This window comes from Rathayibacter sp. AY1B7, assembly GCF_002932735.1.
GTDB lineage: Bacteria > Actinomycetota > Actinomycetes > Actinomycetales > Microbacteriaceae > Rathayibacter.
Genome location: NZ_PSWK01000020.1, coordinates 15,148 through 40,088, shown reverse-complemented (window position 1 = coordinate 40,088; position 24,941 = coordinate 15,148). Strand labels below are relative to the sequence as shown.

Sequence of the window (24,941 nt, the reverse complement as noted above, 5' to 3'; positions counted from 1 at the left end):
GCGACTCCCCGACGGGATGGAAGACGCGCGCGATCTCGCGGCGGGTCACGCACTGGGCATCCTGACGCCCGAGGAGCAGGAGCGCTACGAGCGCTTCCTCTCCGAGCACCCGGAGGCGCGCGGCGAGGCCGACGCGTTCGCCGAGGTGGCGGAGGCGCTGGTCGCCGACGCACCCGCCGTGGAGCCCTCGCCGGGCTTCAAGGCCGACCTGATGGCGCTCATCGCCACCACTCCGCAGCTGCCGCTGGAGGAGCCCGACGAGGACCACGAGGCGCCCGCCGCGCCCCGTCTGGTCCCCGTCGCCTCCGAGGGCGAGCGGAGCGGTCCGACGGCTCGCCGGGACGGTGGCGGCAGCGCCGCGAACCGCGCCCGGAGCCGCTGGTTCGCCCGCCCCGCGGTCTACCTCTCGGCTGCCGCGGCCGCCGCGGTGATCGTGGTCGGCGGAGTGACCCTTCCGCCGCTGCTCTCGTCCGGCCCCGGCCAGACGCAGCAGCAGACGGCTCTGGAGCAGATCCGCAGCGCCCCCGACGCGCAGGAGACGACCGGCACGGTCGCCACCGGCGAGCAGGCGACGCTGGTCTGGTCGAGCTCGCTCGGCCGCTCCGCCCTCGTGGTGGACGACCTGGCGCCGCTGCCGGAGGACAAGACCTACGAGCTCTGGTACATCGGCTCGTCCGGTCCGGTCGCCGCAGGGACGTTCGACGGGGGAGAGGGCAGCACCGTGGCCCCGCTCGAGGGGAGCCTGACCGAGGGCGGAGTCGTCGCCGTGACGGTCGAGGACGCCGGCGGCTCGCCGACTCCGACCACCGATCCGATACTGGCGATCGACATCGCCTGACGGCCCGAGCACGAGAAGAGCCGCACTCCCATGACGGAGTGCGGCTCTTCTCGTTCCCGGAGGGAACGCGGTGGAACGAGAGCGAGCCGCGACCCCGGAGGGACGCGGCTCGCTCTCGTCTGCGGCTGATCAGCCGAAGCGGCCCGAGACGTAGTCCTCGGTCGCCTGGACGGACGGGCGCGAGAACATCGTCGCGGTGTCGTCGTACTCGATGAGCTTGCCCGGCTTGCCCGTGCCCGCGATGTTGAAGAACGCGGTGCGGTCCGAGACGCGCGAGGCCTGCTGCATGTTGTGGGTCACGATGACGATCGTGTAGTCGTTCTTGAGCTCCTCGATGAGGTCCTCGATCGCGAGGGTCGAGATCGGGTCGAGGGCGGAGCAGGGCTCGTCCATCAGGAGGACGTCGGGGGAGACGGCGATCGCGCGGGCGATGCACAGACGCTGCTGCTGGCCGCCGGAGAGACCGGAGCCCGGCTTGTCGAGGCGGTCCTTCACCTCGTTCCAGAGGTTCGCGCCCTGGAGCGAGCGCTCGACGAGCGCGTCCGCGTCCGACTTCGAGATGCGGCGGTTGTTGAGCTTCACGCCGGCCAGCACGTTGTCCCGGATGGACATCGTCGGGAACGGGTTGGGGCGCTGGAAGACCATGCCCACCTGCCGGCGGACCTGCACCGGGTCGACGCCCGGGCCGTACAGGTTGTTGCCGTCGATCAGGACCTCGCCCTCGACATGCGCGCCGGGGATGACCTCGTGCATGCGGTTGAGCGTGCGGAGGAAGGTCGACTTGCCGCAGCCGGACGGGCCGATGAAGGCGGTGACCGTGCGGGGCTCGATGGCGAGCGAGACGCCCTCCACCGCGAGGAACTGGCTGTAGTAGACGTTGAGGTCGTTGACCTCGATGCGCTTGGACATTGCTTCCTTCGGGGATTCCGGCCGGAGCCGAGTGGTGGGTGTCAGCGGCCGAGCTTGGGGGCGAAGATCTTCGCGATCAGGCGGGCGACCAGGTTCAGCGCCATGACGATCAGGATGAGGGCCAGCGCGCCGGTCCAGGCCCGGTTGAGGAACGCCTCGGCGTCGGGACCCTGGTTCGCGTACTGCGTGTAGACGAAGACCGGGAGGGTCATCATCCGCTCGCTGAAGAGGTCGTAGTTCATCGACGCGGTGAAGCCGGCGACGATGAGCAGCGGGGCGGTCTCGCCGATGACGCGGGCGATCGCGAGGGTGATGCCCGTCGTGATGCCGGCGATGGAGGTCGGCAGCACGATCTTGACGATGGTCAGCCACTTCGGCACGCCGAGGGCGTAGGACGCCTCGCGCAGCTCGTTCGGGACCAGCTTCAGCATCTCCTCCGACGACCGGACGACCACGGGGATCATCAGCACGGCGAGGGCGATCGAGCCGGCGAAGCCCATCCGGACGCCGGGGCCGAGGAGTAGCGCGAAGAGCGCGTAGGCGAACAGGCCCGCGACGATGGAGGGGATGCCCGTCATCACGTCGACGAAGAAGGTGATCGCCCGGGCGAGGTGGCCGCGGCCGTACTCGACGAGGTAGATCGAGGTGAGCAGGCCGATCGGCACCGAGATCAGCGCGGCCATGGCCGTGATCTCGAGCGTGCCGATGATCGCGTGGAGGGCGCCGCCGCCCGCGTCGATGACGTTGCGCATGGACGAGGAGAAGAAGAGCGGATCGAACCGCGCGACTCCGTTGGAGACGACCGTGTAGAGCAGGGAGATCAGCGGGAGCAGCGCGATGATGAACGCGGTCGCGACCAGCGAGGTCACGAGGCGGTCGACAGCCTTGCGGCCGCCCTCGACCAGGCGCGAGACCACGTAGATGGCGACGTCGAAGAGGACGGTGCCCCAGAAGATCGCGCCGACGAGGCTGAAGTCGTTCATCATGCCGGCCGCCTGGAGGATCAGGAAGACGGCGGCGAACACGACCCAGCTGCCGACGAGCAGCATCCAGGGAGTGCCCTTGGGCAGCTTGCCCGCCTGCAGCGAGAAGGGCATCGACGAGGTGGCGGCGGACATCAGTTGGCTCCCGAGAAGGCCTTGCGGCGGTTGACGATGAACCGCGCGACCGAGTTCACGACGAGGGTGATGACGAAGAGGATGAGGCCCGAGGCGACGAGGACGTTCACGCCGACTCCGCTCGCCTCCGGGAACTGCAGCGCGATGTTCGCGGCGATGGTGTTCGAGTTCTGCGAGGTGAGCAGGAGGAAGGAGACGACCGTCGCGGGCGAGAGCACCATCGCGACGGCGAGCGTCTCGCCGAGGGCCCGGCCGAGGCCGAGCATGGCGGCCGAGACGATGCCCGGAGCGCCGAAGGGCAGGACGGCCATGCGGATCATCTCCCAGCGGGTCGCGCCGAGCGCGAGCGCCGCCTCCTCGTGCAGGCGCGGGGCCTGGAGGAAGATCTCGCGGCAGACCGCGGTGATGATCGGGATGACCATGACGGCCAGCACCACCGAGGCGGTGAGGATCGTCTTGCCGGTGCCCGACGCCTGGCCGCCGAAGAGCGGGAACCAGCCGATGTTCACGTTGAGGAAGAGGTAGAAGGGCTGCACCATCGGCGCCAGCACGGTCGCGCCCCAGAGGCCGAAGACCACCGAGGGGACGGCGGCGAGGAGGTCGACCACGTAGCCGAGGGCCATCGCGATGCGGCGCGGCGCGTAGTGCGAGATGAAGAGGGCGATCGCGATCGAGAGCGGCAGGGCGATCACCAGGGCGATCACCGCCGACCAGACCGTGCCGAAGACCAGGGGGCCGACGTAGGCCCAGAAGCTCGTCGCGTCGCCGGGGAGGCTGCCGGCCGGCGCGGTGAACGCGGGGATCGACTGCGCGATGAGGAAGATCGCGACGGCGGCGAGGACGAGGAGGATGAGGGAGCCGGCGGCGACGGTCGAGATCGAGAAGACCCGATCTCCGACACGCACCTTCGCCTTCGGGCGGACGACGGTCTCAGTTGCCATTCCAGGGGACTCTCTTCAGACGAGGGGGTTCGGCGGGGCGCACAGGGAGATGCTAGGGCTCGGAGGGGGCGTCCGGTGGGTCGAGCCCGGCACAGGCGGGGCCCGTCCCGCGGATCGTGCTGCGAGACGGGCCCTGCCGGTGGGACTACTTGATCGACTCGATCGCGGTGGCGACGGTCGAGGCGAGCTCGGAGCTCAGGGGAGCGGAGCCGGCCTGAGCGGCGGCGGCCTCCTGGCCCTCCTCGCTCGCGACGTAGGAGGCGAAGGACTTGACGACCTCGCCCTTGTCGGCGTCCGCGTACTCCTGGCACACGATGAGGTAGCTGACCAGGACCATCGGCCAGGCGTCCGCCTCGGTGCCGGTGCGGTCGATCTTGATCGCGAGGTCGTTGTCCTCGCGGCCCTCGGCGATGGGCGAGGCGGCGACGACCGCCGCGGCTCCGTCGGCCGAGATGGTCGAGAACGCGTCGCCGACCTTCAGCTGCGCCATGTCCATGCCCTGGGCGCCGGACTCGTCGGCGTAGCCGATCGTGTTGGTGCCGTTCTTGACCGCGTCGACGACACCCGAGGTGCCCTTGGCGCCGTCACCGCTCTGGTACGGGAAGGTCTGCGCGGCGGGAGCGTCCCAGACGTCGCTCGCGGTGGCCGCGAGGTAGTCGGTGAAGTTCTGCGTGGTGCCCGAGTCGTCCGAGCGGTGCACGGAGGTGATGTTCGCCGACGGGAGGGTCGCGTCAGGGTTCAGGGCCTTGATCTCCGGGGCGTCCCAGGAGGTGATGGTGCCCTTGAAGATGCCCGCGATGGTGGCCGCGTCGAGCTTGAGCTCGTCGACGCCCTCCACGTTGAAGATGACCGCGATCGGCGAGATGTAGACCGGGAGGTCGATCGCCTTGGTGTCGGGGGCGCAGGCGGCGAAGGTGCCCGCGAGCTCCTCGTCCTTGAGCGCGGAGTCGGAGCCGGCGTAGTCGGCGGCGCCGTCGATGAAGTTGGTGCGGCCGGCGCCGGAGCCCTGCGGGTCGTAGTTGACCGTGACCTCGGGGTTCGCGGTCTGGAATGCGGCGGCCCAGGTGGTCTGCGCGGTGCCCTGAGCGGACGAGCCGATCCCGGTGATGGTGCCGGAGAGCGTGGAGGTGGTGGCGGAGCCGGAGCTGCCGCCTGCGGCCGGTGCCTCGTTGGCAGCGCAGGAGGTCAGCGTGATCGCTGCGACGGCGGCGACGACGGCCGCCTGGCCGAGACGCGAGAATCTCACAAGTATCCCTTTCGGGTAGGAAAGCGTGGAAAACAGAACAGGGCCTGGTGCAGCCCGCGAGCGAGAGTACGGAGGGGTCGTGTCCTGGCACCGACCGCTCGGTGAACGCGCGGTGAACGGGTCCGCCCAGGGGATTGCGGAGCGGAGGGGCGGCGGGGAAGGCGCGGTGCGTCGGGCGCGTCCCGGCTGCGCGACCGGCCCGGTCCGGAGGGATCCGTCGAGCCGGTCGCTCAGCGCGGCCCGGGCGGGTCAGGCCAGCGGCGTGTGCGTCTCGATCGCGACGATGCCGGAGCCGGGGTGACCGGTGGAGAGGTGCACCACGGCGAAGCCCCCGGTCGGGAGCGCTGCCGCCTCGTCGAGGTAGGCGCCGAGAGGAGTCGCCGTGGCGAGGGCGATCTCCCGCAGGATCTCGGGGATCACCGGCCGGTGACTGCAGAGGACGGCGGTGCGGCGGGCGCGGACCCGCTTGCCGACGAGGGCGCGGACGTCGGCGGTGCCCTGCTCGTGCGCCTCCTGGCTGAGGTCGTCGCGCAGCTTGACCGGCTTCCTGACCAGACCGGACAGCGGGGCGATGGTCGACCGGCAGCGCTTGGCGGTGCTCGAGACGAGGCGGCGCGGGCGCCAGGCGGCCACGGCCTGAGCGGCGGCCGCGGCCTCGACCCGGCCGCGCCCGGTGAGGCGGCGGGTGGAGTCGCGGCCGTCCCAGGAGGAGGCGGGCACCGCCTTCGCGTGCCGCAGGACCACGATCGCGAAGGTCTCGAGCGCACCGCGTGCGGCGATCCGGGCGAACTCGTCGACGATCGTCACGTCGTGCGGATAGGTCAGGTAGCTCCGGGCCCGCTTGAGCGTCACCCACTCGAGCGCCTCGACCTCGTCGTTCGGGAGGAAGTCGGACGCCAGGACGGCCTTCTCGGTCACCTGCGCCGCCCAGTAGTAGACGGCCTTCGGGCGCCCGCTCGGCAGCGTGTACTCGGTGCACCCCAGCGGCACCCCGAGCGCCACCGAGAGCCCGGTCTCCTCGCGGATCTCGCGGACCGCGGTCTCCGGGAGGGACTCGCCCGCGTCGACCTTGCCCTTGGGCAGGCTGACGTCCCGGCGGTGCGGCCGGTGGATCACGAGGATGTGCGGGCGGCCCTCGATGATCCGCCAGCACACCGCTCCTGCTGCGTAGACGGTGCCCGTCACGGGCGTCAGCGGCTGGAGGCCCGGTTGGCGGACCGTGTCGCCGCGCGCTTGCGATGGGTGATGTGCTGCATCAGCTGGTTCTGCAGGTCGGCGAGCGGAGCGCCCTCCTCGTCGAGGTGGTGCCGCGTCCAGTCGCCGTCCGGGCCGAGCCACCAGGAGGCGGTCCGCTCGTCCATCGCCCGCTCGAACATGTCGTCGATCTCGCTGAGGTGCGCCGGCTCGACGATCCGCACCAGAGCCTCGACGCGGCGGTCGAGGTTGCGGTGCATCATGTCGGCGCTGCCGATGAAGACGTCCGGCTCGCCGCCGTTGACGAAGCTGAAGATGCGGGAGTGCTCGAGGTAGCGGCCGAGGATCGAGCGCACGCGGATGGTCTCGGAGAGCCCCTCCTGGCCGGGCTTCAGCCCGCAGATGCCGCGCACCCACACGTCGACCGGCACGCCGGCCTGGCTGGCGCGGTAGAGCGCGTCGATCACGGACTCGTCGACGATCGAGTTGACCTTGATCCGGATGCCCGAGGGGTGCCCCGCGCGGGCGTTCTCGGTCTCGGCGGCGATCCGCTTGAGCAGGCCCTTCCGCAGGTGGCGCGGCGCGACGAGCAGGCGCTTGAACTTCTTCTCGATCGCGTAGCCCGAGAGCTCGTTGAACAGACGCGTGAGGTCCTTGCCGACCTCGGGGTCGGCCGTCAGGAGTCCGAGGTCCTCGTAGATGCGCGAGGTCTTCGGGTTGTAGTTGCCGGTGCCGATGTGGGAGTAGTGGCGGAGCACTCCGCCCTTCTCCTGGCGGATGACGAGCGCGAGCTTGCAGTGGGTCTTCAGCCCGACGAGCCCGTAGACCACGTGCACGCCCGCCTTCTCGAGCTTGCGCGCCCACGAGATGTTCGCCTGCTCGTCGAAGCGCGCCTTGATCTCGACCAGGGCGAGCACCTGCTTCCCCGACTCGGCCGCGTCGATGAGCGCCTCGACGATGGGGGAGTCGCCGGAGGTGCGGTAGAGCGTCTGCTTGATCGCGAGCACGTCCGGATCGGCCGCCGCCTGCTCGAGGAACGACTGCACGCTCGTCGCGAAGGACTCGTAGGGGTGGTGCAGGAGCACGTCGCCGCGGGAGACCGCCTTGAAGACGTCCTGCCGCTGGTTGGGCTCGCTGGGCGAGAGCTGCACCGCCGTCGTCGGGACGTGGTTGGGGTACTTCAGGTCCGGGCGGTCGATCTTCTGCAGGCTGAAGAGCCCGCTGAGGTCGAGCGGGGCCGGGAGCTTGTAGACCTCCTGCGTCGTGATGTCGAGCTCGCGGACCAGCAGGCCCAGCGTCTCGTCGTCCATGTCGTCGGTGACCTCGAGGCGGATGGGCGGGCCGAACCGGCGGCGCAGCAGCTCCTTCTCGAGGGCCTTGATCAGGTTCTCGGTCTCGTCCTCGTCGACCTCGACGTCCTCGTTGCGCGTCACCCGGAACACGTGGTGGTCGAGGATCTCCATGCCGGGGAACAGGTCGTCCAGCTGGTTGGCGATCAGGTCCTCGAGCGAGATGAACCGCATCGGCTCGCCCGGCGCCGCGACGCCGGCGATCCGCACGAAGCGGGGGAGCATCTGCGGCACCTTGAGGCGCGCGAACTCGACCTTCTGCGTCTTCGGGTTCCGCACCCGCACCGAGAGGTTGAGCGAGAGGCCGGAGATGTAGGGGAACGGGTGCGCCGGGTCGACCGCGAGCGGCATCAGCACCGGGAACACCTGGGCCGAGAAGTAGTCGTCCAGCACAGTGCGCTCGGCGTCGCTCAGCTCGTCCCAGCGGACGAGGTCGATGCCGCCGTCGCGCAGGGCGGGCTCGACGAGCTCCTTGAACGCTCGGGAGTGGCGCTGCTGCAGCAGGTGCGCCTTCTCCGAGATGTCGGTCAGCACGTCGACCGGCACGCGCCCGATGTTCGTCGGCAGGGCGAGCCCCGTGAGGATGCGGCGCTTGAGGCCGGCGACCCGGACCATGAAGAACTCGTCGAGGTTGGACGAGAAGATCGCGAGGAAGTTCGCCCGCTCGAGCGCCGGAACCAGCGGATCCTCCGCGAGCTCGAGCACGCGCTGGTTGAACGCCAGCCAGCTCAGCTCCCGGTCGAGGTAGCGGTTGTCGGGGAGGAGCGGGTCCGAGTGCTCCTCCTCGTCGTCGAAGTCGTCGTCGAGGTCATCGCTGAGACCGTCTTCGAGAAGCAGGTTGTCGCCGTCCATGCGACCATCCTGGCACCGCGTCCGTCCGCTCCGCGCCGCCGCTCGTGAATGCCGGATGAACGGGGCCGGGGGAGGCCCTGTGGAGGAGTGCCGGTTCAGCGCAGCGGCGCGGCCCGCTGCAGGTACTGCACGTCGACGGAGGCGTCCGTGAACCCGAGCGAGCGGTAGAGCGCCACCGCCGACCGGTTCTCGGCCTCGACGTAGAGGTCGGCCGCGGTGCAGCCGCGCTCGAGCATCCGCGCGAGCCCGGCGTTCAGCAGGGTGCGGCCGAGTCCCCGTCCGGCCGCCTCGGGGGCGACCCCGAGGACGTAGATCTCGCCGGTCGTCGATCCGGGCTCGATCTTGAGCCAGTCGTATCCGAGGAGCGTTCCGTCGACGTCGCGGAGCAGGAGGAAGTCGCCCTCGTCGAACCACGGCTCGGCGCGGCGGGCCGCCAGGTCCTCCTCCGTCATCCGCCCCTGCTCGGGGTGCGCGGCGAAGACCCGCGCGTTCAGGGCGATCCACTCGGCCGGAGCGAGGTCGCGGGCGTCCGAGAGGACGACGCCCTCGGGGATGCGGACCTCGGGGGCGGCGAGCGGCTCGAGCTCGAGGTGCAGGAGGGTGCGCACCGGGGCGAAGCCGTGGGAGGCCGCGAGGGCCCGGGCGGCGGGGTGGTCGCCGTGCGCCCAGGCGAGCAGGCCCGTCCGGCCGCTCGCGAGGACCTGCTCCAGGGTCGCGGTGCCGAAGCCGACCCCGCGCCACTCCGGATCGACGACGAACTCCAGCTCGCCCTGCCCGAGGATCGCCGCCGCCACGACCACGTCGGCGCGCAGCCCCACGAGGAGGGTGCGCGAGCCGGCCCGGGCGTCGACGAGGGTCTGATCGCTTAAGGGGGGCTGGTGGTCGAACCAGGCGGCGCGCCCGATCAGGTGCTCGAGGCCGGCCGCCACCGCGGGATCGGCCAGGTCCTCAACGGACAGGTTGAGCGACTCGCTCATTGTCCTCTTCGTACACGTTGAAGCGGTATCCGACGTTGCGGACCGTGCCGATCAGCGACTCCAGGTCGCCGAGCTTCGCGCGGAGGCGCCGCACGTGCACGTCGACCGTGCGGGTGCCGCCGAAGTAGTCGTAGCCCCACACCTCGCTCAGCAGCTGCTCGCGGGTGAAGACGCGCGAGGGGTGCGTGGCGAAGAAGCGGAGGAGCTCGAACTCCTTGAAGGTGAGGTCGAGCGGGCGCCCGTGCACCTTGGCGGAGTAGCTGGCCTCGTCGATCACGACGCCCGAGGCCTGGATGCGCGAGGTCGACTGCTCCTGCGCCAGCCGGCCGATCACCAGGCGGATGCGGGCGTCGACCTCGGCGGGGCCGGCCGAGTCGAGGATGACGTCGTTGACGCCCCAGTCGGCCGAGACGGCCGTGAGCCCGCCCTCCGTGAGGATCAGGATGAGGGGGACGTTGATGCCCGTGGTCGTGAGGATCTTGCAGAGCGACTTGGCGCTGGCGAGGTCCTGCCGCGCATCGACCAGGATCAGATCGCAGCTCGGGGCGTTCACGAGCTGGGCGGGCTCCGCGGGGATCTGCCGGGTCCGGTGGCTGAGGAGCCCCAGTGCGGGGAGCACCTCGGCGCCTCCCGCCGAGGTCAGTATCAACAACTGCGCCACGGATCCTCCAGAACTGGTCTGCCCGCAATACTAGCGGCGGGCCGGGAGGGGCGTCCGCCTGGGGCACAATTGTCGGATGGGCAGGGATCGGGTGGGCATCGGAGTCGTCTGGGCGCTCGCACTCGCGGGCTCCGTGCTGACTCTGGCGATCGCCGCTCCGGAGTCCCGGCAGCTCTGGCTCGCGCTGACGTTCGGCGGATGCGTGCTCGCGACCTTCGCGGTGCAGCTCGCCGTGGCCCGCGCCGAGGGGTACCTCCTCCGCGCGATGACGAGCATCGTCGGGGCGATGGCCGTGGTCGCGGTCGCGAGCGGGATCGCCCTCCTCCTCCCCGCCTGAGCGGTCGCGCCCTCCCGTCCCGAGCGCCCGGATCCGCACCGCCTGAGCGGCCGCGTCCGCCCCGCCCCTGCGTCGGAGGCGGCGGGTAGGATGAGCGCATGCTTCTCGCCCTGGAACTCTTCTACCTCGGTCTGCTCGGGCTCGCCTCCCTCGCCATCGCGTGGGTCTCCGGCGTGGTCGTCTACAAGCTCTACCGCGGCCAGCGCTAGCCGCCGCCGGAGCCCGAGTGATCTCGCTTCCGTCGGGCCTGCCGCCCGAGCTCGTCCCCCTGTCCTGGCTTCTCGGCGTCTGGGAGGGCTCGGGCGTCATCGACTACACGATCGGCGACGACTCCGTCCAGGCCGAGTTCGGCCATCGCATCAGCTTCAGCTACGACGGCCTCCCGTACCTCAACTACAACTCCTACACGTGGCTGATCGAGGAGGGCGCCGAGGAGGCGCCCCGGCCGCTGGTCACCGAGACGGGCTACTGGCGCCTCAGCCGCGCTCTGACCGACTCCGACGCCGGCCCGGGAATGCTGCCCGGCCGCGGCGCACCCGCCTTCCCCGACGCGGAGTCCGTCGAGACGCTGCGCAACGCCGCCGGCGGGTTCGACATCGAGGTCTCGCTCGTGCACCCGGACGGGGTCAGCGAGCTCTACCTCGGTCAGGTCAAGGGGCCGCGGATCGACCTCGCGACCGACGCGGTGATGCGCACCGCCGCGGCGAAGGACTACGCCGCCGCCACGCGCCTCTACGGCCTGGTCGACGACCACCTGCTGTGGGCGTGGGACATCGCCGCGCTCGGCCAGGGCCTGCGGACCCACTCCTCCGGACGGCTCGCCCGTGTCGACTGACGCGCTCTCCCCGCTCCTGGCCGCCCCGGGCGCGGTCGCGACGACGAGCGCCGCCGAGCCCGGCGTCGCCGCCCACTACGGCGAGCCCTTCCGCGAGCAGCGCGCTCTCGCCGCGGGCACCGCGCTCGTCGACCTCTCCGGCCGCGGCGTCGTGACCGTCACGGGGCCGGACCGTCTCACCTGGATCGACTCGCTCACCAGCCAGGCCGTCTCGCGCCTCGCTCCCGGCGCGTCCGCCGAGACGCTCCTGCTCGACCCGACCGGCCGGATCGAGCACGTCATCCGCCTCGTCGACGACGGCGAGACCGCCTGGCTCCTGCTCGACCGCGACGAGACGGCCGGCCTGGCCGCCTGGCTCGACCGGATGCGCTTCATGCTCCGCGTCGAGGTCGCCGACCGCACCGACGACTTCGCGACCCTCGCCGCCCTCGGCGACGGGCCGGCCCTGACGCTCGCTCTGTCCCTGGCCGAGGAGCCCGTCGTCTGGAGCGACCCGTGGTCGCAGGTCCAGCCGGGCGGCTGGCAGTACGCGCTGACCACAGAGCACCCCGGGGCCTCCTGGGAGCTCCGCGAGGTCCTGGTCCCGCGAGCGGCCCTCGAGGCCCTCGCGGAGACGGCCGTCGGGGTGGGAGTGGCCCTCGCCGGGGTCGACGCCCTCGAGGCGCTGCGCATCGCCGCCTGGCGCCCGCGCCACGCGACCGAGGTCGACGAGCGGTCCATCCCGCACGAGCTCGACCTCCTCCGCTCGAGCGTGCACCTCGCCAAGGGCTGCTACCGGGGCCAGGAGACGGTGGCGAAGGTGCACAACCTCGGCCACCCGCCGCGGCGCCTGGTCCTGCTGCAGCTCGACGGCTCCGACTCGGTCCTCCCCGCCCACGGCGACGTCGTCACGGCGCTCAAGGGCGGCGAGCCGGTCGAGGTCGGCACGGTCACCTCCAGCGCCTGGCACTACGAGGACGGACCGGTCGCCCTCGCGGTCGTCAAGCGGAGCGTCCCGGTGGACCTCGAGCTGACCGTGCTGGCCGGCGACTCGCGCGTGGCCGCGGCCCAGGAGGTCGTGGTCCCGCCCGGAGCCGGAGCGGAGGCGGGAGTGCCCCGCCTGCCCCGCCTCGGGGCGACGACCAGGTAGGCCACGCCGTGGTGGCCGCACGTCCCGCCGAGCGGGGCCGGGCGGCCGAGCGGCTGCGCGGTCTCGTCCGGATCCCCGAGCTGAGTCCCGCGCGCGCCCTCGCCCGCGCGGGGGCGTCGCTCCCCGCCGTGCTGCAGATCGTGCTCGCGGCGACCCTCGCCTACTCCGTCGCGCACTTCCTCCTCGGGCACCCCGCGCCGGTGCTGGCGCTGACGGCCACGATCTCGAGCCTCGGCATCGCGCGCGACACCCGCCCCAAGCAGGTGGCCGAGACAGCGACGGGGATGCTCATCGGCATCACGGCCAGCGAGGTCCTGCTCCTGCTGTGGGGGAGCGGCGTCTGGCAGCTCGCCGTCGTCCTCGCGATCGTCTTCACGCTCGGCCGGGCCCTCTCGCCCTCGCCGGGGTTCGCCGTGGCCGCCGGGACCCAGGCGATGCTGGTGATGGTCCTCCCTGCGCCGGACGGAGGCGTCTTCACCCGGAGCGTCGACGGCCTGATCGGCGGGCTCGCGGCGCTGCTCTGCACGGCGATCGTGCCCCGCCCGCCGCTGCGCACGGCGCGGGCCGAGGCGCATCGGCTCCTCACCGCGCTCAGCCGGACCGTGGAGGAGCTGGCCGAGGCGCTCCGCCGGGGCGACTCCTCGGCGTCCACCGCAGCCCTCGAGCGGATCCGCGGGACGCAGCCGGTCATCGACGGCTGGACCGCGGCGCTCGACTCCGCGACCGGCGTCGCCCGGATCTCGCCGTTCGTCCGTCGGCACCGCGGCGAGCTCTCCCGCCAGGCCGTGATGCTGTCCGCGCTGGACCTCGCGACCCGGAATCTGCGCATCGTCGCGCGCCGCACCGACTTCCTCGTCGGGGACGGCGCCCCGCGGCCGGCGCTCGCCGGAGCGGTCGCCGCCCTCGGCCCGGGCATCGCGCTGCTCGGCCGCGCGGTCGCCGATCCGTCGGTGCTCGCCCTGGCGCGTCAGGACCTCGTGCTGCTCGCGACCACGCTCGACCCCCAGCTGCTGGTCCCGGAGGCGCGCCTCGCCGAGAAGACGGTGCTCGTCCTGCTCCGCCCGCTCGTCGTCGACCTGCTCACGGCGACAGGCGCCGCTCCCGCCGAGGCGCGGGCCGCCCTGCCCCCGCTCGCCTAGGGCTCAGGAGGTCCGATGCTCAGGCCCGGCGCTCAGCAGGAGGGGGCGACCGCCTCCCACGCGACCGTCACCTCGCCCAGGCGCCAGCGCCGCGGCCCGCCGAGGACCGGCCACTCCGGCCGGAGGTCCCGGACCGTCGCGATCCACCGCTGACCCGGACCGTAGACGGCGAGAGGGGCGTTCAGCGTCCACGCCCGCTCGAGGGCGGAGAGGAAGGCGTGCACGCCCTCGCCGGGCACGTTGCGGTGGATGAGGGCCTTCGGCAGGCGCTCGGCCGCCGTCATCGGCGAGGGGATCGTCGCGAGCCGGAGCGAGAGGGTCAGCGAGCGCGGGCCCTCCCGGCCGACCTCGACCCAGGTGCAGATGCGGCCGATCTCGTCGCAGGTGCCCTCGACCAGGACGCCGTCGGGCTGCAGGCGGTCCGTCATCGTCGCCCAGGCTGACTGCACCGCGTCCTCGTCGTACTGGCGGAGCACGTTGAAGGCGCGGATGACGCCCGCCCGCCGCCCCGCGGGCAGGGGAACCTCGAAGCCGCCGCGCTCGAAGCGCACGCGCGCGTCCGCGGGGAACGGCGTGCCGCCCTCCCTCACCCGGGCGAGCTGGCGTCGAGCGGTGTCGACCCGGGCGGGCTCGATCTCGAGGCCGAGCACCTCGACGTCGGGCGCGGCCCGGACGAGCCGGCGGTGCAGCTCGAGCGTGGTGACCGCGCTCGCCCCGAAGCCGAGATCGACGACGAGCGGGGAGGCGGTGCTGCGCAGGACGGGCAGCTCGGCGAGCCGGCGGTCGACCCGGCGGAGGCGGTTCGTGCCCGTCGTTCCGCGGGTGACGGCTCCGATTGGCATGCTCTCCAGCGTATCCGCGGGCGAGGGGGCCGCCTCTAAGCTGGACGCATGTCCGAGACCTACACCCTCATCCTCGTGCGCCACGGCAACAGCGAGTGGAACCAGAAGAACCTCTTCACCGGCTGGGTCGACGTGCGCCTGACCGAGCAGGGAGTCGCGGAGGCCACCCGCGCCGGCGAGCTGCTGACCGAGGCGGGCCTGCACCCCGACATCGTCTACACGTCGCGCCAGACCCGTGCGATCCAGACCGCCAACATCGCCCTCGAGGTCGCCGACCGCCTGTGGATCGACGTCAAGCGCTCCTGGCGCCTCAACGAGCGCCACTACGGCGCCCTGCAGGGCAAGGACAAGGCGCAGACCCTCGCAGAGTACGGCCCCGAGCAGTTCCAGACCTGGCGCCGCTCCTTCGACGTGCCGCCGCCCCCGCTCGACGACGACGACCAGTACTCGCAGGCGCACGACGAGCGCTACGCCGACCTCGGCGACGCCCTGCCCCGCACCGAGTCGCTGAAGCTCGTGATCGAGCGGATGCTCCCGTACTGGGAGTCCGACATCAAGCCGGACCTCGCCTCGGGCAAGACCGTCATGATCACCGCGCACGGCAACTCCCTCCGCGCGCTGGTGAAGACGCTCGACGGCATCTCGGACTCGGACATCGCGGAGCTCAACATCCCGACCGGGATCCCGCTCGTCTACGAGCTGAACGAGGACTTCGAGCCGATCGGGGAGGCGCGCTACCTCGACCCCGAGGCCGCGGCCGCCGGTGCCGCCGCCGTCGCCGCCCAGGGCGCCAAGAAGTAGCACCGCCCCGCACGCGTGAACGGCCCGCCCGAGTCCTCGACTCCGGCGGGCCGTTCACGTAGCCCCGGAGGCGGAGCGCACGGACACGTCCGGCCCGCAGGAGACGATCGTTCCTGCGGGCCGGACGGCGAGACGGGCCGGAGCCCGAGGTGTCGACTAGGAGTAGTCGCCCGAGATCAGGTACTGGACCTTCTTGGCGATCGACACGGCGTGGTCGGCGAAGCGCTCGTGGTAGCGGCTGGCGAGGGTCGCGTCGACGGTGTCGGCGGCCTGGCCCTTCCACGCCTCGCTGAGCACCTTGTCGAAGACGCTGACGTGCAGCTCGTCGATCTTGTCGTCCTCGTCGCGGATCTCCTCGGCGATGCGCGGGTCCTGCGAGCGGAGCAGGTCGGTCAGCTTGTGCGCGACGACCACGTCGAGGCGGCCCATCTCGACGAACGTCGGACGCAGGCTCTTGGGGACCACCTTGTCGGGGAAGCGATAGCGCGAGAGCTGGGCGATGTGCTCGGCGATGTCGCCCATCCGCTCGAGCGACGCGCTGATGCGCAGCGCCGAGACGACGATCCGCAGGTCGCGGGCGACCGGGTTCTGCCGGGCGAGGATGTCGATCGCGAGCTCGTCGAGGCTGATGGCCAGCTCGTCGATGCGCGCGTCGCTCGCGATGACCTCCTCCGCGAGGGTGACGTCGGAGTGGTTGAACGCCTGGGTCGCCTTCTCGATGGCGATCTCGACGAGTCCGGAGATCTCGACGAGTCGTTCCTGGACCTCGGCCAGCTCCTGCTGGAAAACTTCGCGCATCTGTGTTCGACCCTCTCTACGGCGCGCGCGGACGACGGCGCCGGATCTGCGGCGAGCACCTCGCACGCCGCTGCGACTGCACTCCGTGGGCGCAGGCGCAGTCATGATGACCACGGCAGGTTAACGGACGGTGCCGGGCGTTTGAACAGTACTCGACCCCCGGAGGATCGACGGGCGTCCGGTAGGGGGACGCCCGGTGGATGGTTAGCCTGGGTCCGTGGATTCGGGCTTGATCGTGGTTCTGTCGCTCGTTCTCGGTGTCGCGATCGGGATCCTACTGACGACCGTGCTCACGCTCGCCGCCCGCCAGGGCCGCATCGCGCAGGACGTGATCTCGGTCGGGCTCCCCGAGGGGATCGAGGCGATCATCGACGCCGTCGGCTCGCCCGCCTTCGTGACCGACCCGTCGCACAACGTGCTGAAGGCGTCCACCCGCGCCGTCGCGCTCGGCCTGGTCTCGCAGGACACGCTGCTCCACCCCGACCTCGCCGCCATCGTCGACCGCGTCCGCCGCTTCGGCGACGACATCGTCCAGGACCTCGAGCTCGCGACCAGCCCGCTCTCCGACGCCGCCGTGACGCTCGTCGTCCACGCGACCCGCCTCGGCTCCCGCTACGTCCTCGTCATCGCCGAGGACCACACCGAGGCGCGCCGGCTCGAGGCCGTCCGCCGGGACTTCGTCGCCAACATCTCCCACGAGCTGAAGACCCCGATCGGCGCAGTCGGCCTGCTCGCCGAGGCCCTCGACTCCGCCGCCGACGACCCCCAGCAGGTGCGCCGCTTCGCGCACCGGCTGACCCAGGAGTCGCACCGCCTCGCGAAGATCACCCGCGAGATCATCGAGCTCTCCCGCCTCCAGGCCGCCGACGTCGCCGGCTCCGCCGAGATCATCCGCGTCGACGACGTCGTCACGGCGGCGCTCGAGACCACCCACGTCATGGCGGAGTCGCACGACGTCACCCTGGTCAAGGGCGGGATGAAGAAGGCCTACGTCGTGGGGCAGGAGAAGATGCTCGTCTCGGCGCTGCACAACCTCCTCGCCAACGCCATCCAGTACTCGCCCGCCGGCTCCCGCGTGGGCATCGGCGTCCGCTCCACCGGCGGCGTCGTCGAGATCGCCGTCACCGACCAGGGCATCGGCATCCCGGAGGAGGACCTCGACCGGGTGTTCGAGCGCTTCTACCGCGTCGACCAGGCCCGCTCCCGCCACACCGGCGGCACCGGCCTCGGCCTCAGCATCGTCAAGCACGCCGTGCAGAACCACGGCGGCGACGTCCGCGTCTGGTCCAAGCCCGGCCGCGGCTCCACCTTCACCATCCGGCTCCCCGAAGCCGACCCCGCCCGGACGCCCTTCGCGGCGACCGCCCCGATAGGAGAACACGCGTGACCAGCATCCTGCTCGTCGAGGACGAGAGCGCCCTCAGCGAGCCCCTCAGCTACCTGCTCGAACGCGAGGGCTACGACGTCTCCGTCGCCGAGGACGGCAACCGCGCCGTCGCCGCCTTCGACGAGGGCGACTACGACCTGATCCTCCTCGACCTCATGCTGCCCGGCATGCCCGGCACCGAGGTCTGCCGCGAGATCCGCACCCGCTCCTCCGTCCCGATCATCATGGTCACCGCCAAGGACTCCGAAGTGGACATCGTCGTCGGCCTGGAGCTCGGCGCCGACGACTACGTCACCAAGCCCTACTCCACCCGCGAACTGCTCGCCCGCATCCGCGCCGTCCTCCGACGCCGCACCGAGGAGCCCGGCGAGGAGCGGATCGTCGTCGCCGGCCCCGTCCGCATGGACATCGAACGCCACACGGTCGAAGTCGACGGCGTCGAGACCCCGATGCCCCTCAAGGAGTTCGAGCTCCTCGAGATGCTCCTCCGCAACGCGGGCCGCGTCCTCACCCGCGGCCAGCTCATCGACCGCGTCTGGGGGAGCGACTACTTCGGCGACACGAAGACCCTCGACGTCCACGTCAAGCGCATCCGCTCGAAGATCGAGAAGACGCCGAAGGAGCCGGTGCTCCTGGTTACTGTCCGCGGCCTCGGCTACCGCTTCGACGCTTGATCGCGGGCCCTGGCGGGGCGATCTGCGGCGTTGTCGTCGGTTGCGATACCGCTGGTATCGCGCCCTCCTCCGCCTTGCAGCTCACCCCGCCAGGACCCGCGATCAACCCTGTACTGGAGGGGTGGGGGACGAGGCCGTCGCTGCGCGACGAGCCGGGCGGGGGCGTCGCTCAGGGCGTGGTGCTCGAGTGGTCGGCGGAGTCGGTGTATCGAGACGCGCGGGGACGACGAAGGGCCGCCCACCGGGGTGGACGGCCCTCGAGGGCGGAGGGGGCTACTCCGCGGTGGGAGCGTCGACGCCGGGCTCGGCGGTGGGAGTGGGGAGCGCGGTCCGGGCGGGGTCGGCCGTCGGGGTGACGGTCGGCGTCGCGGAGGGAGCGGGGGTCAGCGTCGAGTAGGCCTCGAGGGCGTTCGTCAGGACGGGGACGAGGAGCTCCTTGCCCTGCTCGGAGCCGTACTGGAAGTAGACGGGGAGCAGGCCGCCGGGGATCGTGTCGATGTCGTCCATCTGGACGGCCTCGGTGCTGTCGGGGCGGACCTCGGTGCGGCCGGGGACGGCGTCGACGGTGTCGCTGGTGCGGCCCGCGGAGCCCTCGTACTGCACCTCGACGCTCAGCGCCTCATCGGTGGAGTTCACGAGCGTCACGATCAGGGTGCCGGCCTCGCCGTCGTCCGAGACGATCATCGCGTTGCGGATGGCGAGATCGCCGATCGTCGCGCCGACTCCGTCGCTCGGGTCGTAGATCTTGCGCGTCGCCTGCGGGGCGACGAGGTTGCAGCCGGCGGTAGCGAGGGCGACGCCGACCGCGAGAACGACGGATGCAGCGATACGCGCCTTCACAGGAACCTCCAGATCGTCGGCCCCGCTCGCCCCGGACAGGGCGACTTCACTGTGCACGAGCCGACACCAGGCTAGCGTAGCGAGCACCGCGGCTCCGCCCGTCCGGACTCCCGTCCCGCTCGGCGCGCATGGTAATCTGTCCGCCGCTGAAAGGACGTCGCATGCAGTTCGAGGTCGGAGAGACGGTCGTCTACCCCCATCACGGAGCCGCCACGATCGCCGAGGTGAAGACCCGGACGATCAAGGGCCAGGAGAAGACGTACCTGAAGCTCCGCGTCGCGCAGGGCGACCTCGTCATCGAGGTGCCCGCCGACAACGTCGACCTGGTCGGCGTCCGCGACGTGATCGGCCGCGAGGGCGTCGAGCGCGTGTTCGAGGTCCTGCGCGCCGAGGTCGTCGAGGAGCCGACCAACTGGTCGCGCCGCTACAAGGCCAACCTCGAGAAGCTCGGGTCCGGAGACGTCGTCAAGGTCTCCGAGGTCGTCCGCGACCTCACCCGCCGCGACCGCGACCGCGGCCTCTCGGCGGGGGAGAAGAGCATGCTCGCCAAGGCCCGCCAGATCCTCGTCTCCGAGCTCGCCCTGGCCGAGAAGACCGACGAGGACGCCGCCTCCGTGCTCCTCGACGAGGTCCTCGCATCCTGAACGGTCCGGCCGGCGCGCCGACCGCGGCCGTCGTCGTCGTCGCCGCCGGCAGCGGCACGAGGCTCGGCCGCGAGCGCCCCAAGGCCTACGTCGACTGCGCGGGGAGGACGATCCTCGAGCGCAGCCTGCGCACGGTGCTGCTGCTTGCGGAGCCGGTCCAGATCATCGTCGTGGCTCCCGCCGCCCTCCTCGAGGAGACGGCCGCTCTGACGCACGCCGCCGGAGCCCCGGACGGCTCCGTCAGCGTCGTCGCCGGAGGCGCCAGCCGCCAGGAGTCGGTCGCTCGAGGGCTCCGGGCGCTCGGTCCGGCCATCGAGACGGTGCTCGTGCACGACGCCGCCCGCGCCCTCACGCCCGTCGACCAGTTCGAGCGGGTGATCGCGGCGGTCCGGGAGACGGGCGGCGGAGTGATCCCGGGTCTGCCGGTTACCGACACGATCAAGCGCATCCGCGCCGACGGCGGGATCCTCGGCACGGTGGACCGCTCCGAGCTCGCCGCGGTGCAGACGCCGCAGGGCTTCCCGCGCGCGCTCCTCGACGAGGCCTACGCCTCGGCGGAGGAGGACTTCACCGATGACGCGGCGCTCCTCGCCTCGCGCGGCAGTCCCTCGATCGTCGTCGCCGGCGACCCGCTCGCCTTCAAGATCACCACCCCCTGGGACCTGGCCCGCGCCGAGCAGGTGCTCGCACCGCCGCCCGTCGTCGTCGTGCCGCGCGTCGGCATCGGCACGGACGTGCACGCGTTCGACGACGCGTCGCCGCTCTGGCTCGCCGGGCTGCACTGGCCGGGGGAGCGGGGCCTGTCCGGGCACAGCGACGGCGACCCGGTCGCCCACGCGATCTGCGACGCGCTCCTGGCGGCGGCGGGTCTCGGCGATATCGGCTCCCGCTTCGGCACGGCCGACCCGCGCTTCGCGGACGCCCACGGCGAGGTCTTCCTCCGCGCGACCCGCGAGCTGGTGGAGGCCGCCGGCTTCGCCATCGGCAACGTCTCGGTGCAGCTCATCGGCAACCGCCCGAAGTTCTCGCCGCGGCGCGAGGAGGCGCAGAGGCTGCTCTCGGAGCTGCTCGGCGCACCGGTCAGCGTCGCCGCCACCACCTCGGACGCGCTGGGGTTCACCGGCCGGGGCGAGGGGGTCGCCGCGACCGCGACGGCACTCGTCCTCCCCACCCCCGCTGTCGCCCGGTAGTCCCCGGGCGGAGCCGCCGACCCGGCCGGGAGCGGTCCGCCCGGTAAACTCGCCCGCGTGACTCTGCGACTGCATGACTCGAAGGCCCAGGCCCTCGTCGATTTCGTCCCCCTCCGCGAGAACGAGGTCGGGATGTACGTCTGCGGACCCACCGTGCAGTCCTCGCCCCACATCGGGCACCTGCGCTCCGCCCTCGCCTACGACCAGCTGCGCCGCTGGCTGGCGTACCGCGGCTTCCAGGTCACCCTGGTGCGCAACGTCACCGACATCGACGACAAGATCCTCGCCATCGCCGAGGACGCGCGGCGTCGGGCGCCCGAGGGCGCGCCGGTCGAGCAGTGGTGGGCCCTCGCCTACCGCGTGGAGCTCGAGTTCACCGCCGCGTACACGGCCCTCGGCATCCTCCCGCCGACCTACGAGCCGCGCGCGACCGCGAGCATCGCCGAGATGATCACGCTCATCCAGACCCTGATCGAGCGCGGTCACGCCTACCCGGCGCCCGACGACTCCGGCGACGTCTACTTCGACACGCGGTCCTGGCCGGACTACGGCTCGCTCACCCACCAGCGCCTCGAGAGCATGGAGGCGGCGACCGACGCCGACCCGCGCGGCAAGCGCGACCCGCACGACTTCGCTCTCTGGAAGGGCGCCAAGCCGGAGGAGCCCGAGTCGGCCGCCTGGGCCTCGCCGTGGGGCGCCGGCCGCCCCGGCTGGCACATCGAGTGCTCCGCGATGTCGACGAAGTACCTCGGCACCCAGTTCGACATCCACGGCGGCGGGCTCGACCTGCGCTTCCCCCACCACGAGAACGAGCTCGCCCAGTCCAGCGCCGCCGGCCACGCCTTCGCCAGCTACTGGCTGCACAACGGCCTCGTGTCCGTCATCGGCCAGAAGATGAGCAAGTCGCTCGGCAACTCGGTGTTCGCCTCCGAGCTGCTCGAGGCGGCCCGCCCGCTCGTCGTCCGCTACTACCTCGGCTCGGCCCACTACCGCTCCACCCTCGAGTTCCACGACGGGGCCCTCGAGGAGGCCGAAGCGGCGCTGGAGCGGATCGAGGGCTTCCTCGAGCGCTCCCGCCGCCGCCTCGACGGCACGCGGTTCGCCGCGCTCGGCGAGCCGGTGGTTCCGGAGGAGTTCGCCGAGGCGATGGACGACGACCTGTCCGTCCCGCAGGCCATCGGCGTCCTGCACGAGACCGTGCGCGCCGGCAACGCCGCCCTCGACGCCGAGGACCTCGGCTCCGTCTCGGCCCTGCGCACCCAGGTGCTCGCGATGGCGGCCGTGCTCGGCATCGACCCGGAGGCGCCCGAGTGGGCGCGCTCCGACGACGAACCCTCGTACCGCGCGCTCAGCGTGCTGGTCGACCGCCTGGTCGCCGAACGCCAGACCGCGCGCGAGCAGCGCGACTGGGCGAGCGCCGACCGCATCCGAACCGATCTCGCCGCGGCGGGAATCACGATCGAAGACACCCAGACGGGTGCGCATTGGAGTCTCGATGGCGAATAAGCCCGGCCGCCCCGGAGCGGTCCGAAAGAAGAGCAAGGGCAAGGCCGTCGGTTCCGGCGGTCAGGGCCGTCAGGCCCTCGAGGGCAAGAAGCCCACGCCCAAGGCCGAGGACCGGCCCTACCACCCCGCAGGCAAGGCGAAGCTCGCGCGCGAGCGCTTCGTCGCCGCCGGCGGCAAGGGCCGCCCCGGCGGAGCCCTCTCCGCGGCCGCCCGCGGACAGGGGCGGCCCGCCCCGTCGCGCAAGCCCAAGAGCGGCGACGACTTCGAGATGGTGACGGGCCGGAACTCGGTCCTCGAGGCGCTGCGCGCCAGCATCCCGGCCACCACCCTCTACCTCGCGACCCGCATCGAGATGGACGACCGGGTCAAGGAGGCGCTCAAGATCGCCACCGCCCGCGGCCTTCCCGTGCTCGAGGTCATGCGCCCGGAGCTCGACCGCCTCGCCGGCCCCGACTCCGTGCACCAGGGCCTCGTGCTGAAGGTGCCGCCCTACGAGTACGCCCACCCGAGCGACCTGCTCGAGCGCAGCGTCTCCCGCGGAGCGGTCCCCCTCCTCGTCGCCCTCGACGGCATCACCGACCCGCGCAACCTCGGAGCGATCATCCGCTCCGTCGCCGCGTTCGGCGGACAGGGCGTCATCGTCCCGCAGCGCCGCTCCGTGGGCCTCAACTCCGCCGCCTGGAAGACCTCCGCCGGAGCCGCCGCACGCATCCCCGTTGCGATGGCGTCCAACCTCACCGCCATGATCAAGGACTTCAAGCGCGCGGGCGTCTTCGTCATCGGACTCGACGGCGACGGCGAGGTGATGCTCCCCGGCCTCGAACTCGCCGACCGGCCGCTCCTCGTCGTCGTCGGCAGCGAGGGCAAGGGCCTCTCCCGCCTCGTCACCGAGCAGTGCGACGCCGTCGTCTCCATCCCGATCAGCTCCGCCACCGAATCCCTCAACGCCGGGATCGCGGCGTCGGTCGCGCTCTACGAGATCTCCAAACTCCGCTCCGCCTCCGAGTAGCGCGGGCGCCGGCACGGCGATCTGCGGCGTTGTCGTCGGGCGCGATACCGCCGGTATCGCTTCCTCCTCCGCCTTGCAGCTCCCCGCGCGGGCGCCGGCACGGCGATCTGCGGCGTTGTCGTCGGGCGCGATACCGCCGGTATCGCTTCCTCCTCCGCCTTGCAGCTCACCGCGCCGGCACCCGCGCTACGGGTCTGGATGTCACAGGCGCCGCCTGCGGCGAGCGGATCGAGGGGCGCCGCCTGCGGCGAGCGAGCCGGGGGAATGCGGAGAGGGCCCGTGCTGACAGCGCGGGCCCTCTTGCGGTGGTGGGGGGGGGGTCAGACGTTCTTCGTCCAGTCGACGTCGGCGTCCTCGTCGGTGAGCTCGGCGTCGCCGGACTCGTCGAGGACGAGGTTCGGGAGGGTCAGCGCCTCGGTGGGAGGAGCGATGACCGTCGCCTCGTCGCGGCGGTGACGCAGGATGTCGTTCACGTAGGCGGTGACCGCCTCCGCCAGGGGGACGTCGCGCGCCTGCTGCTGCGACATGAACCAGCGGTGCTCGAGCAGCTGGTGGAACATCTCGGCCGGCTCCAGGCGGCCCTTGAGATCACGGGGGATCGAGCGGATGACCGGCTCGAACACCTGCGCCAGCCACTCGTGCGCCACCATCTCCTCGTCCAGGCCCTGCTTGTCGTAGGTCGCCGTGTACGAGTCGAGGTCGTTGAGCAGGCGCCGCGCCTGGTTCTCCTGCGCGTCCAGCCCGGTGAGACGGAGCAGCCGCCGCTGGTGGTGGCCGGCGTCGACCACCTTCGGCTGGATCCGCACCGTGGACCCGGCCTCGTCGGTCTTGATCGCGAGCTCCTCGATGTCGAAGCCCAGCTCGTTCAGCCGGTTCACGCGGTCGTTGATCCGCCAGCGCTCCGAGGTCGCGAACGACTCGGCACCGGTCAGCTCCTTCCAGAGGCTGCGGTACGCCGCGACGATGCCGTCGGAGACCGTGATCGGATCGAGGTCGTCGTCGACGCGTCCGCCGGCCTCGAGGTCGAGCAGCTCGCCGGCGATGTTGACGCGGGCGATCTCCAGATCGTTCTCGCGCTGGCCGTTCGAGAGGCCGCCCGAGTAGAGCTGCCCGGTCTCCGCATCGACCAGGTAAGCGGCGAAGGCGCCGGCATCGCGCCGGAAGAGAGTGTTCGAGAGCGAGACGTCGCCCCAGAAGAAGCCGATCACGTGCAGGCGGACCAGGAGGAGCGCCAGCGCGTCGACCAGGCGGGTCGCCGTGTCCGGCCGCAGCGTCTGCGAGAAGAGCGCCCGGTAGGGGAGCGAGAACTTGAGGTGACGGGTGACCAGCACGGCGGGCAAAGCCTCGCCCTCGTCGTCGGTGCGGTTCGTGATCACGGCGCCCGGCACCACGCACGGCACGTCGAGGCGCTGCAGCGTCTTCAGCATCTCGTACTCGCGCCGCGACATCTCGGCGGTCGTCTCCTTGACGGCGACGACGTGACCGGAGAGGTGGGCGAAGCGGACCGTGTGCCGCGAGATGCCCTTCGGCAGGGCGGCGATGTACTCGTCGGGCCAGTCGTCGAGCCGCAGGTTCCACGGCAGGTCGAGCAGGGCCGGGTCGACGGTGGCCGAGGTGATGTTCAGGGAGCCGGACATGGTGCGCCGTTCGTGTCGCGTGTCGGACGGTGGGGGAGCCGCAGACGACGCTGCCGCCGCCCTGGAGGGGACGGCGGCAGCGTGCGGT

General features: G+C 71.8%; 24 protein-coding genes. 12 read left to right on the top strand and 12 right to left on the bottom strand.

The genetic code is table 11. The annotated features are described in order from the left end of the window. Window positions 1-16 precede the first annotated feature (16 nt). Window positions 17-838 (top strand): anti-sigma factor domain-containing protein, encoded by an 822-nt coding sequence (locus C5C95_RS11900; protein WP_104324500.1) that lies wholly within the window; start codon window positions 17-19, stop codon window positions 836-838. A 129-nt stretch (window positions 839-967) separates the two neighbouring features. Here C5C95_RS11900 and pstB read toward each other — a convergent pair whose 3' ends face one another. The 8 genes from pstB to C5C95_RS11860 form a co-directional block, all read right to left on the bottom strand. Beyond that, a complete protein-coding gene (gene pstB, locus C5C95_RS11895) occupies window positions 968-1,747 on the bottom strand; it encodes a phosphate ABC transporter ATP-binding protein PstB (protein WP_104224707.1) in 780 nt (259 codons plus the stop codon). 41 nt (window positions 1,748-1,788) lie between these two features. Then, window positions 1,789-2,865 carry a phosphate ABC transporter permease PstA gene (pstA, locus tag C5C95_RS11890; RefSeq protein ID WP_104224706.1) on the bottom strand — a complete coding sequence of 359 codons (1,077 nt, stop codon included), beginning with the start codon at window positions 2,863-2,865 and terminating at the stop codon, window positions 1,789-1,791. Further along, window positions 2,865-3,806, bottom strand: coding sequence for a phosphate ABC transporter permease subunit PstC (pstC, locus tag C5C95_RS11885; protein ID WP_104227270.1), 942 nt, complete (start codon window positions 3,804-3,806; stop codon window positions 2,865-2,867). The genes pstA and pstC overlap by 1 nt, the downstream gene beginning before the upstream one ends. A gap of 145 nt (window positions 3,807-3,951) precedes the next feature. After that, on the bottom strand, window positions 3,952-5,052 hold the full coding sequence (gene pstS, locus C5C95_RS11880; RefSeq protein ID WP_104233897.1) for a phosphate ABC transporter substrate-binding protein PstS: 1,101 nt from the start codon (window positions 5,050-5,052) through the stop codon (window positions 3,952-3,954). Between the two features lie 249 nt (window positions 5,053-5,301). After that, window positions 5,302-6,237 carry an NUDIX domain-containing protein gene (locus tag C5C95_RS11875; protein WP_104224703.1) on the bottom strand — a complete coding sequence of 312 codons (936 nt, stop codon included), beginning with the start codon at window positions 6,235-6,237 and terminating at the stop codon, window positions 5,302-5,304. A gap of 5 nt (window positions 6,238-6,242) precedes the next feature. Then, the gene (locus tag C5C95_RS11870) at window positions 6,243-8,447 is read right to left on the bottom strand and encodes an RNA degradosome polyphosphate kinase (protein ID WP_104324499.1); all 2,205 of its coding nucleotides are present in this window, start codon (window positions 8,445-8,447) and stop codon (window positions 6,243-6,245) included. A gap of 95 nt (window positions 8,448-8,542) precedes the next feature. After that, complete coding sequence (gene mshD / locus C5C95_RS11865; protein ID WP_104324498.1) at window positions 8,543-9,424, bottom strand: mycothiol synthase; 882 nt, start codon at window positions 9,422-9,424, stop codon at window positions 8,543-8,545. Beyond that, window positions 9,396-10,085 (bottom strand): winged helix-turn-helix domain-containing protein, encoded by a 690-nt coding sequence (locus C5C95_RS11860; protein WP_104224700.1) that lies wholly within the window; start codon window positions 10,083-10,085, stop codon window positions 9,396-9,398. Before C5C95_RS11860 ends, mshD begins: the two co-directional genes overlap by 29 nt. A gap of 76 nt (window positions 10,086-10,161) precedes the next feature. Between C5C95_RS11860 and C5C95_RS11855 the strand changes: the two genes are divergently transcribed. From C5C95_RS11855 to C5C95_RS11840, 4 genes are all read left to right on the top strand, one after another. Further along, a complete protein-coding gene (locus C5C95_RS11855; protein WP_146076503.1) occupies window positions 10,162-10,422 on the top strand; it encodes a hypothetical protein in 261 nt (86 codons plus the stop codon). A 226-nt stretch (window positions 10,423-10,648) separates the two neighbouring features. After that, window positions 10,649-11,257, top strand: coding sequence for an FABP family protein (locus C5C95_RS11850; protein ID WP_104224698.1), 609 nt, complete (start codon window positions 10,649-10,651; stop codon window positions 11,255-11,257). After that, window positions 11,247-12,386 carry a folate-binding protein YgfZ gene (locus C5C95_RS11845; RefSeq protein ID WP_104324497.1) on the top strand — a complete coding sequence of 380 codons (1,140 nt, stop codon included), beginning with the start codon at window positions 11,247-11,249 and terminating at the stop codon, window positions 12,384-12,386. The genes C5C95_RS11850 and C5C95_RS11845 overlap by 11 nt, the downstream gene beginning before the upstream one ends. Window positions 12,387-12,394: 8 nt before the next feature. After that, window positions 12,395-13,525, top strand: a complete 1,131-nt coding sequence (locus C5C95_RS11840; protein WP_104324496.1) for an aromatic acid exporter family protein — start codon at window positions 12,395-12,397, stop codon at window positions 13,523-13,525. A 32-nt stretch (window positions 13,526-13,557) separates the two neighbouring features. Here C5C95_RS11840 and C5C95_RS11835 read toward each other — a convergent pair whose 3' ends face one another. Beyond that, window positions 13,558-14,367: a class I SAM-dependent methyltransferase gene (locus tag C5C95_RS11835; RefSeq protein WP_104324495.1), complete on the bottom strand. Its 810-nt coding sequence runs from the start codon at window positions 14,365-14,367 to the stop codon at window positions 13,558-13,560. A gap of 48 nt (window positions 14,368-14,415) precedes the next feature. Here C5C95_RS11835 and C5C95_RS11830 point away from each other — a divergent pair, with 48 nt between their 5' ends. Further along, complete coding sequence (locus C5C95_RS11830; protein ID WP_104224694.1) at window positions 14,416-15,168, top strand: phosphoglyceromutase; 753 nt, start codon at window positions 14,416-14,418, stop codon at window positions 15,166-15,168. A gap of 156 nt (window positions 15,169-15,324) precedes the next feature. Here the strand turns inward: C5C95_RS11830 and phoU are convergent, their stop codons facing one another. Beyond that, a complete protein-coding gene (phoU, locus tag C5C95_RS11825; protein WP_104224693.1) occupies window positions 15,325-15,966 on the bottom strand; it encodes a phosphate signaling complex protein PhoU in 642 nt (213 codons plus the stop codon). 217 nt (window positions 15,967-16,183) lie between these two features. On the opposite strand from phoU, the gene C5C95_RS11820 reads away from it, so the two are divergent. Both C5C95_RS11820 and C5C95_RS11815 read left to right on the top strand, forming a co-directional pair. Beyond that, window positions 16,184-17,353 (top strand): cell wall metabolism sensor histidine kinase WalK, encoded by a 1,170-nt coding sequence (locus tag C5C95_RS11820; protein ID WP_104224692.1) that lies wholly within the window; start codon window positions 16,184-16,186, stop codon window positions 17,351-17,353. Further along, window positions 17,350-18,027, top strand: coding sequence for a response regulator transcription factor (locus C5C95_RS11815; protein ID WP_104324494.1), 678 nt, complete (start codon window positions 17,350-17,352; stop codon window positions 18,025-18,027). Before C5C95_RS11820 ends, C5C95_RS11815 begins: the two co-directional genes overlap by 4 nt. Window positions 18,028-18,300: 273 nt before the next feature. Here the strand turns inward: C5C95_RS11815 and C5C95_RS11810 are convergent, their stop codons facing one another. Then, window positions 18,301-18,867: a hypothetical protein gene (locus tag C5C95_RS11810; RefSeq protein ID WP_104224588.1), complete on the bottom strand. Its 567-nt coding sequence runs from the start codon at window positions 18,865-18,867 to the stop codon at window positions 18,301-18,303. A 161-nt stretch (window positions 18,868-19,028) separates the two neighbouring features. On the opposite strand from C5C95_RS11810, the gene C5C95_RS11805 reads away from it, so the two are divergent. Genes C5C95_RS11805 through rlmB form a run of 4 tightly spaced genes read left to right on the top strand, consistent with a single transcriptional unit; the run spans window position 19,029 to window position 23,216 of the window. Continuing rightward, window positions 19,029-19,511: a CarD family transcriptional regulator gene (locus C5C95_RS11805; protein ID WP_104224589.1), complete on the top strand. Its 483-nt coding sequence runs from the start codon at window positions 19,029-19,031 to the stop codon at window positions 19,509-19,511. Then, on the top strand, window positions 19,505-20,701 hold the full coding sequence (gene ispD / locus C5C95_RS11800) for a 2-C-methyl-D-erythritol 4-phosphate cytidylyltransferase (protein ID WP_104324512.1): 1,197 nt from the start codon (window positions 19,505-19,507) through the stop codon (window positions 20,699-20,701). The genes C5C95_RS11805 and ispD overlap by 7 nt, the downstream gene beginning before the upstream one ends. A gap of 57 nt (window positions 20,702-20,758) precedes the next feature. Then, on the top strand, window positions 20,759-22,207 hold the full coding sequence (gene cysS, locus C5C95_RS11795) for a cysteine--tRNA ligase (protein WP_104226483.1): 1,449 nt from the start codon (window positions 20,759-20,761) through the stop codon (window positions 22,205-22,207). Next, on the top strand, window positions 22,197-23,216 hold the full coding sequence (rlmB, locus tag C5C95_RS11790) for a 23S rRNA (guanosine(2251)-2'-O)-methyltransferase RlmB (RefSeq protein WP_104324493.1): 1,020 nt from the start codon (window positions 22,197-22,199) through the stop codon (window positions 23,214-23,216). Before cysS ends, rlmB begins: the two co-directional genes overlap by 11 nt. A gap of 320 nt (window positions 23,217-23,536) precedes the next feature. Here rlmB and C5C95_RS11785 read toward each other — a convergent pair whose 3' ends face one another. Further along, on the bottom strand, window positions 23,537-24,853 hold the full coding sequence (locus tag C5C95_RS11785) for a DUF4032 domain-containing protein (RefSeq protein WP_104226481.1): 1,317 nt from the start codon (window positions 24,851-24,853) through the stop codon (window positions 23,537-23,539). Window positions 24,854-24,941 lie beyond the last annotated feature (88 nt).

Coding starts and splice junctions, on each gene's coding strand:
- C5C95_RS11900 (WP_104324500.1), top strand. CDS start 17: ATGGAAGACGCGCGCGATCTCGCGGCGGGTCACGCACTGGGCATCCTG.
- pstB (WP_104224707.1), bottom strand. CDS start 1,747: ATGTCCAAGCGCATCGAGGTCAACGACCTCAACGTCTACTACAGCCAG.
- pstA (WP_104224706.1), bottom strand. CDS start 2,865: ATGTCCGCCGCCACCTCGTCGATGCCCTTCTCGCTGCAGGCGGGCAAG.
- pstC (WP_104227270.1), bottom strand. CDS start 3,806: ATGGCAACTGAGACCGTCGTCCGCCCGAAGGCGAAGGTGCGTGTCGGA.
- C5C95_RS11870 (WP_104324499.1), bottom strand. CDS start 8,447: ATGGACGGCGACAACCTGCTTCTCGAAGACGGTCTCAGCGATGACCTC.
- mshD (WP_104324498.1), bottom strand. CDS start 9,424: ATGAGCGAGTCGCTCAACCTGTCCGTTGAGGACCTGGCCGATCCCGCG.
- C5C95_RS11855 (WP_146076503.1), top strand. CDS start 10,162: ATGGGCAGGGATCGGGTGGGCATCGGAGTCGTCTGGGCGCTCGCACTC.
- C5C95_RS11835 (WP_104324495.1), bottom strand. CDS start 14,367: ATGCCAATCGGAGCCGTCACCCGCGGAACGACGGGCACGAACCGCCTC.
- C5C95_RS11830 (WP_104224694.1), top strand. CDS start 14,416: ATGTCCGAGACCTACACCCTCATCCTCGTGCGCCACGGCAACAGCGAG.
- phoU (WP_104224693.1), bottom strand. CDS start 15,966: ATGCGCGAAGTTTTCCAGCAGGAGCTGGCCGAGGTCCAGGAACGACTC.
- C5C95_RS11805 (WP_104224589.1), top strand. CDS start 19,029: ATGCAGTTCGAGGTCGGAGAGACGGTCGTCTACCCCCATCACGGAGCC.
- rlmB (WP_104324493.1), top strand. CDS start 22,197: ATGGCGAATAAGCCCGGCCGCCCCGGAGCGGTCCGAAAGAAGAGCAAG.
- C5C95_RS11785 (WP_104226481.1), bottom strand. CDS start 24,853: ATGTCCGGCTCCCTGAACATCACCTCGGCCACCGTCGACCCGGCCCTG.